This window comes from uncultured Mycobacterium sp. (assembly GCF_964249325.1).
GTDB lineage: Bacteria > Actinomycetota > Actinomycetes > Mycobacteriales > Mycobacteriaceae > Mycobacterium.
The window spans coordinates 1-5,831 of sequence record NZ_CAXUCH010000259.1; the positions used below are offsets into that span (position 1 = coordinate 1).

General features: G+C 66.7%; 5 protein-coding genes and 1 pseudogene. 4 read left to right on the top strand and 2 right to left on the bottom strand.

Annotation, left to right across the window (positions count from 1 at the left end):
• A pseudogene (locus ACFE99_RS21895) lies at window positions 1-613 on the top strand (replication-associated recombination protein A); the annotation flags it as partial.
• Window positions 614-634: 21 nt separating this feature from the next.
• Window positions 635-970: a hypothetical protein gene (locus ACFE99_RS21900; RefSeq protein WP_375488521.1), complete on the top strand. Its 336-nt coding sequence runs from the start codon at window positions 635-637 to the stop codon at window positions 968-970.
• 22 nt (window positions 971-992) lie between these two features.
• On the opposite strand, the gene ACFE99_RS21905 is transcribed toward ACFE99_RS21900, so the two are convergent.
• Both ACFE99_RS21905 and ACFE99_RS21910 read right to left on the bottom strand, forming a co-directional pair.
• The gene (locus tag ACFE99_RS21905) at window positions 993-1,613 is read right to left on the bottom strand and encodes a hypothetical protein (RefSeq protein WP_375488515.1); all 621 of its coding nucleotides are present in this window, start codon (window positions 1,611-1,613) and stop codon (window positions 993-995) included.
• A 183-nt stretch (window positions 1,614-1,796) separates the two neighbouring features.
• Window positions 1,797-2,417, bottom strand: coding sequence for a hypothetical protein (locus tag ACFE99_RS21910; RefSeq protein ID WP_375488517.1), 621 nt, complete (start codon window positions 2,415-2,417; stop codon window positions 1,797-1,799).
• Between the two features lie 151 nt (window positions 2,418-2,568).
• Between ACFE99_RS21910 and ACFE99_RS21915 the strand changes: the two genes are divergently transcribed.
• Together ACFE99_RS21915 and alaS are read left to right on the top strand one after the other, a co-directional pair.
• Window positions 2,569-2,976 (top strand): secondary thiamine-phosphate synthase enzyme YjbQ, encoded by a 408-nt coding sequence (locus ACFE99_RS21915; protein ID WP_375488523.1) that lies wholly within the window; start codon window positions 2,569-2,571, stop codon window positions 2,974-2,976.
• Window positions 2,977-3,094: 118 nt separating this feature from the next.
• The gene (gene alaS, locus ACFE99_RS21920) at window positions 3,095-5,785 is read left to right on the top strand and encodes an alanine--tRNA ligase (RefSeq protein WP_375488519.1); all 2,691 of its coding nucleotides are present in this window, start codon (window positions 3,095-3,097) and stop codon (window positions 5,783-5,785) included.
• Window positions 5,786-5,831: the final 46 nt, after the last annotated feature.

Sequence of the window (5,831 nt, forward strand, 5' to 3'; positions counted from 1 at the left end):
GTCGTTGGACGAGGCCGCGGTCCGCTATGACCGCGACGGCGACCAGCACTACGACGTGGTCAGCGCGTTCATCAAGTCGGTGCGCGGCTCCGATGTCGACGCCGCGCTGCACTACCTGGCCCGGATGCTGGTTGCCGGGGAGGATCCGCGATTCATCGCCCGCCGGCTGATGATCCTCGCCAGCGAGGACATCGGCATGGCCGATCCGACCGCGCTGCAGACCGCGGTCGCCGCCGCGCAGACCGTGCAGCTGATCGGCATGCCCGAAGCCCAGCTGACGCTGGCGCACGCCACCGTGTACCTGGCCACCGCCCCTAAGTCCAACGCCGTGTCAACCGCGCTGGGCGCGGCGATGGCCGACATCAAAGCGGGTAAGGCCGGGCTGGTGCCAGCGCATCTGCGTGACGGTCACTATTCGGGCGCCGCGGCGCTGGGTCACGCGCAGGGTTACACGTATTCTCACGACGACCCGGATGGCGTTGTCGCGCAACAATATCCGCCTGACGAACTGGTCGGCGTGGACTACTACCACCCGAGCGGCCACGGCAAGGAACGCGAGATCGCTAGCCGACTCGACCGGCTCCGTGCCATCATCCGGGGCAAGCGCGGATAGCCAATGGCGAAAGGGCAGCAGATGAAGACCTTCACCGACGACGAGATGAATGCGCTACTGCCGTCCGCCAAGGCCTACAACGTCGTCATCCTCAAGCGCGGCCCGAAGTTCGGCGGCGACGACACCGCGGCGATCGTGTGGGAGCATGGCCGGCGCAACTTCGCGCTGCGCCACGAGGGCGTGCTGCCGGTGGTGCTGCCGGTCACCGACGGCTCCGAGGTGTGCGGCGTCGGGGTATTCACCGGGACCGTCGAGGACACCACCGCGGTGATGAACGACGACCCCGGTGTGCAGGCCGGGGTGTTCACCTTCGAGGTACACCCCTGCCGGGGCTTCCCCGGCGACGCGCTGCCCTAGCCATGCACCGGGGCAACAACGGCTAGACCAGCTCAGGCACCCGCAGGTGGGCGATCGCCAGCTCGAATTCGCCGACGTCGTACTGGTCGGTGCCCAGATCACGTAGCAGCGCGGTCCGCAGCGAGCGGGCCTTCTCGTCGGTGCGCTGTATCGCCTCCATACTGTCGAACGTCGATGACGACACCGCACGCCAGGATGTGCGGTCGATCATCAGGCTCGCGCTGCAGAAGCCTTCCAGCTTCTCGATGTCGGGAAGTACCGACTCCCGGTAGAACTCGATGGCCCGGTCGAACTGGTCGGGCCGCACCTTGAGCCACGTCGTTCGCACGCAAGCGCCCGGACCCGAGCGATGGTCACGGTGCAGCACCGCGATCTCCCACTCGTCGACGGTCGGGCTGCCGCCGAACGCCTGCGCGGCCCGGTCGCGCACCGATCGCACCCGCTCCGCGCTGGCGTGCATCGCCTCCTGGGTCTCCCATGCGCTGGTCGCGATGCAGCGGTCGGACACCCGGTCCACCAGCAGCGACACGCCGACACACCCATCGATCTGTTCCAAAGCGGGCATCGCCTCGTCGCGGATGTAAGCAATCCCGGCGTCGATCAACGATGGTTGGGCCTCAATCGTCGTAGAGCGTGCGTACACGGTCGACCCCTCACCTGTCGGGGCGGCGCCCCGACGGCGCTGCCGATCCACCCATTACTTTTCACCGACTGGGTAACCCTCGCAATGCGTTTCCCCGGATTCGCAGACTTGCCAAGCGATTTGGCCGTAACCTAGCCCGCGCCGTCGACTGACTTGGGACGACGGCGTTCCAGAGGGATTCAGTCAGACCAGCTCGGGCACCCTCAGGTGAGCGAGCGCGAGTTCGAACTCGCGTTCGTCGAGCTCCTCCACGCCCGCTTCCTGAATCTTGGCGGTCTTGAGGCTGGTCGACTGTTCCCTGTTCCGCTCCATCGCGTCGCGGCTGTCAAACGTCGCACACGACACCGCGCGTCCCGAGGTGCGGTTGATCAGCAGGCTGGCGCTGCAGAATCCCTCGAGGTTTTCGATGTCGGGCAGTACAGAGGTCTTGTAGTACTCGACATTTTGATCCGTCCGCGCCGGGTCGCCCTGCACCCACGTGACCCGCGCACATGCGCCCTCACCCGAGCGGTGGTCGCGGTGCAGCACTGCGATCTCCCACTCTTCGACGGTCGCGCTTCCGCCGAACATCTCCGCGGCCCGATCCCGGATGGGCTGGACCCGCTCGGCGCTGGCGTGCATGGCCTCGTCGGTCTCCCATGCACTGGTCGCGATGCAGCGGCCGGACTGCCGGTCGACCAACAGCGACACACCGACACACCCGTCAATCGCCTGAAGGTCGGGCATCACTTCGTCGCGAATATGCGCAATTCCGGCGTCGATGGACGACGGTTGCGCCTGAATAGTGGTAGAGCGTGCGTACACGATCCACCCCCTCATTTCTCGGGGCAGCGCCCCGGCGGCGCCGCCGGTGCATTCATCAGCTTCCTCCAACCTGATAGCCCCCGCAATGGGTTTGCCGCGGATTGGCAGGGTCGCGGGTCGGCCTCGTAGGCTGGAAATCGTGGATACCGATGTGCTGGAAGTGGACACCGCGCGTCGCCGGATCGTGGACCTCACCGAAGCGGTGCGCTCCTTCTGCGGCAACCACCAAGACGGCCTGTGCAACGTGTTCGTCCCGCACGCGACCGCGGGTGTGGCGATCATCGAGACCGGCTCGGGGTCCGACGATGACCTTGTCGACACCCTGGAACGGCTGCTGCCGCGGGACGACCGCTACCGGCATGCGCACGGGTCGGAAGGCCACGGGGCCGACCACTTGCTGCCGGCCATCGTCGCCCCCTCGGTGACGGTGCCGGTGCAGGACGGCGTACCGCTGCTGGGCACCTGGCAAAGCGTGGTGCTGGTCGACCTCAACCGGGACAACCCGCGGCGGAAGGTGCGGTTAACGTTTGTCGCCGGAGCCGCAGAGCCGGCGACATAGGGAACAGCGGCTCTCGGCACCACCCGGTGCCACGGTTCGTTAGCTGTCCAGCACGGGTAATCGGACCGGTAGGGTAATGCGGTCGCAGCCGTGCGGCGGCGGCAAAGGAAGCGGAACAGTGCGGACACACGAGATCAGGAAACGGTTCCTTGATCATTTCGTGAAAGCGGGTCACACCGAGGTGCCGAGTGCCTCGGTGATCCTCGACGACCCCAACCTGCTGTTCGTCAACGCGGGCATGGTTCAGTTCGTGCCGTATTTCCTGGGCCAGCGCACGCCACCCTACAAAACGGCCACCAGCATCCAAAAGTGCATCCGCACACCCGATATCGACGAGGTCGGCATCACCACCCGGCACAACACGTTTTTCCAGATGGCCGGCAACTTCTCGTTCGGCGACTATTTCAAGCGCGGTGCGATCGAGCTGGCCTGGACGTTGCTGACCAATCCCGTCGACGACGGCGGATATGGGTTAGAGCCCGAAAGAATTTGGGCCACAGTCTATCTCGACGACGACGAGGCCGCGCAGCTGTGGCAGGAAGTCGCTGGGCTGCCGCCTGAGCGCATCCAGCATCGCGGCATCGGCGACAACTTCTGGTCGATGGGCATCCCCGGCCCCTGCGGGCCGTCGTCGGAGATCTATTACGACCGCGGGCCGGACTTCGGACCCGAAGGCGGCCCGGTCGTCAGCGAAGACCGCTACATCGAGCTGTGGAACCTAGTGTTCATGGAAAGCGAGCGCGGCGAGGGCACCAAGGACGAGTTCGAGATCACCGGGTCGTTGCCGCGCAAGAACATCGACACCGGCATGGGTGTGGAGCGGGTGGCCTGTGTGCTGCAAGACGTGCACAACGTCTACGAGACCGACCTGCTGCGGCCCGTCATCGACACCGTGGCCAAGCGCGCGCCGCGCGGGTATGACGTCGGAAACCACGACGATGATGTGCGCTACCGCATCATCGCCGACCACAGCCGCACCGCGGCGATCCTAATCGGCGACGGGGTCAGCCCCGGCAACGACGGGCGCGGTTATGTGCTGCGCCGGTTGCTGCGTCGGGTGATCCGCTCGGCCAAGCTTCTGGACATCGACACCCCGATTGTCGGCGAGCTGATGGCCACCGTGCGCGAGGCAATGGGCCCGTCATACCCGGAACTGGTCACCGACTTCGACCGCATCCAGCGGATCGCCGTCGCCGAGGAGACCGCGTTCAACCGCACGCTGGCCTCGGGCTCGAAGCTGTTCGAAGAGGTCGCCACCGCCACCAAAGCATCCGGTTCAACCGTGCTGTCCGGTTCGGATGCCTTCACCCTGCACGACACCTACGGCTTCCCGATCGAACTCACCCTCGAGATGGCGTCGGAGGCCGGCCTGCAGGTCGACGAGCACGGTTTCCGCGAGCTGATGGCCGAGCAGCGCCGTCGCGCCAAAGCCGACGCCGCGGCACGCAAACACGCGCACGCCGACCTTTCGGCCTACCGCGAGCTCATCGACGCCGGCCCCACCGAATTCACCGGGTTCAACGAACTTGCATCCGAGGCAACGGTTTTGGGTATCTTCGTCGACGGCAGGCGAGTTCCGGTGGTGTCGCACAGCGTCAACGGCGCACACCGCGTCGAACTCGTCTTGGATCGCACGCCGCTGTATGCCGAGTCGGGTGGACAGCTCGCCGACGCCGGCAGCATCACCGGCACCGGCAGCAGCGAAAGCGCCAGGGCGGCGGTCACCGATGTGCAGAAGATCGCCAAAACCCTTTGGGTGCACCGGGTCAACGTCGAATCCGGCGAATTCGTCGAAGGCGACACCGTCATCGCGGCGGTGAACCCCGAGTGGCGCAAAGGCGCCACCCAGGGCCACTCGGGCACCCACATGGTGCACGCTGCGCTGCGACAAGTATTGGGCCCCAATGCTGTTCAGGCTGGATCGCTGAACCGGCCGGGATATCTGCGCTTCGACTTCAACTGGCAGGGCCCGTTGAGCGGCGACCAGCTGGGCCACGTCGAAGAAGTCACCAACCAGGCGGTGCAAGCCGACTTCGAGGTGCACACGTTCACCGAGCAGCTCGACAAAGCCAAGGCAATGGGCGCGCTGGCGCTGTTCGGGGAGAGCTATCCCGACATCGTGCGGGTCGTCGAAATCGGCGGGCCGTTCTCGCTGGAGCTCTGCGGGGGCACGCATGTGCACAACTCGGCGCAAATCGGCCCGGTGACGATTCTCGGTGAGTCGTCGGTCGGTTCGGGCGTGCGCCGGGTGGAGGCCTATGTCGGGCTGGACTCCTTCCGCCACCTGGCCAAGGAGCGCGCGTTGATGGCCGGGTTGGCGGCGACGCTGAAGGTGCCCTCCGACGAGGTCCCGGCCCGGGTGGCCAACCTGGTTGAGCGCCTGAAGGCCGCCGAGAGGGAACTCGAACGGATGCGGCTGGCCAACGCGCGGGCGGCCGCGGCCAATGCTGCCGCCGGAGCTGAGCGCATCGGTAACGTGCGTGTGGTGGCGCAGCGGATGTCGGGCGGGATGACGGCTGCTGACCTGCGCTCGCTGGCCGCGGACATCCGCGGCAAACTCGGCAGCGATCCCGCGGTGGTCGCGCTGATCGCCGCCGGTGACGGCGACGCTGTGCCGTATGCCGTGGCCACCAACTCCACCGCCCAGGATCTGGGCATCCGCGCCAACGACCTGGTCAAGGCGCTGTCGGCGCCGGTCGGCGGCCGCGGCGGCGGCAAGCCCGACCTCGCCCAGGGCTCGGGAAAGAACCCGTCCGGCATCGACGCTGCACTCGACGCGGTCCGTGCAGAGATAGCGCGGGTCGGCTGAGTGACGTCGCTGGAGCACCGGCTGCCCGATCGGCCCGGCGGGGACG